The sequence below is a fragment of the Halococcus thailandensis JCM 13552 genome, assembly GCF_000336715.1.
Taxonomy (GTDB): domain Archaea; phylum Halobacteriota; class Halobacteria; order Halobacteriales; family Halococcaceae; genus Halococcus; species Halococcus thailandensis.
In genome coordinates, this window is sequence record NZ_AOMF01000139.1 from 1 (window position 1) to 1714 (window position 1714).

General features: G+C 62.7%; 1 protein-coding gene and 1 pseudogene. One reads left to right on the forward strand and one right to left on the reverse strand.

Features of this window, described 5'->3' with window-relative positions:
- Positions 1 to 141 precede the first annotated feature (141 nt).
- Positions 142 to 1017: an NADP-dependent oxidoreductase gene (locus C451_RS06380; RefSeq protein WP_007738961.1), complete on the forward strand. Its 876-nt coding sequence runs from the start codon at positions 142 to 144 to the stop codon at positions 1015 to 1017.
- 37 nt (positions 1018 to 1054) lie between these two features.
- Here the strand turns inward: C451_RS06380 and C451_RS06385 are convergent.
- Positions 1055 to 1687: pseudogene (locus C451_RS06385) on the reverse strand (UDP-N-acetylglucosamine 2-epimerase); the annotation flags it as partial.
- Positions 1688 to 1714 lie beyond the last annotated feature (27 nt).

Sequence of the window (1714 nt, forward strand, 5' to 3'; positions counted from 1 at the left end):
TTCGCTCTCTGAACCTTGTTGGAGCACCGATCCACAGTCTCGTCGATTGTATCGCCGTCACCGTGTTCCGCTAATCTACATAAGAGCGACGCTGCCTGTATCCACGAGTTCGGTTCGCCTGACGTCCTCAGCTACGAGCGGATGCCCCGTCCGGAGCCCCACGACGACGAGGTCCTGGTTCGCGTTCGCGCCGCGGGCGTCAACCCGGTCGATTGCCGGCTTCGACGCGGTGAGACGACACAGATGCTCGCCGACGATCCCTTCCCGCTCGTTCTCGGGATGGATATCGCGGGCGTCGTCGAAGCAACCGGGACGGCCGTCACCGACTTCGAGCCCGGCGACGCGGTGTTCGGCGTCAACGGCTTCCCCGAGTTCGGTGGCTACGCGGAGTACGCGACGACGAGCACCGGCCAGCTCGCTTCGATGCCCGACGCGCTTGAGTTTACCGAGGCCGCTGGCGTGCCGGTCGTCGCCCGGACCGCCTGGCAGGCCCTGTTCGAGTACGCCGACTGCACTGCCGGCGATCGAGTGCTGATCCACGGGGCGGCCGGTGGCGTCGGCCACATGGCCGTCCAAATGGCCACAGCGAAGGGCGCCGACGTGATCGCTACCGCCTCGGGATACAGCGAGCGCTATCTCCGCGAACTGGGCGTCGACGAGTTCGTGAACTACCGCGAGGAGGAATTCGAATCGGCCGTCGATCCCGTCGACATCGTGGTCGATACCGTCGGCGGCGAGACTCAGCGTCGCTCGGTCGACGTGCTCGCTGACGGTGGCGTGCTCGTCTCAGTCGTCGGTGCTCCCGCCGATCCGATCGCCGAGGGTCGCGACATCGCCGTGCGAGCGGTGAGCGGGCGTTCGGAGCACCCCTCACTTCTCGCCACGATCGGCGAGGCGATCGACGATGGAACGTTACGCCCGACGATCAGTACGGAAATCCCGCTCGCGGAGGCGGCGCGTGCCCACGAGATCGTCGAAACGGAGCACGTCCGTGGCAAGCTCGTTCTCGACGTCTGATACAGACATCGCCGACTTGTTGCAGTTTTGATCGTGATTATAGATACTCGAACTCGGAACTGTCGCCGGATTCGAAACCGAGGCGCTCGTGAGCCCAATCGAAGACCCGATCGGTATCGCGCGTTGTGAGGAACTCGACGATGCGCTCACCCACGTCGTTGCCGTAAAGATGCTGCCCTGAGCGCATGCGCTCACGGATTGAATCGGTCTCGACGACGTGAGTGATCATGTCGGCAATGAATTCGCCGTCGGTCGGTGGGACAAGGAGATTCGTATTCGCCTCGAAAACCGTCTCAGGGCGATCGGTGTTGAAGCGAGCGGTGAGACAAAGCGCCTCGTCGATATGGTTGAGTTCCTCCTGCATGCTGCCGGAGTCGGTGAACTCGGCAAGGCATTGCCCGGACGCGAGGAACTCGTAGACATGGGCGTGTTTCTTCCAGAGCCCGGTGAACAAGAAGTTCTCGCGCTCGTCGGCCAACTGCTGGAGACGCTCGCGATAGCCGTAGTTACGAAGGGCCTGTTCGGTAGCGGTCAATTCGACGAAGTTGACGTTGTACCCACGATCAACGAGTTCGATCACGCCCTCAATGATGGCGGTGAACCGTTCGGGGAGGAGGTTTGCCCTCCGGTGGATGTCGACGCGGATCCAGTTGTCGCGCGCCTCCAGGACTGTCTCTTATACACATCTCTGAGCGGG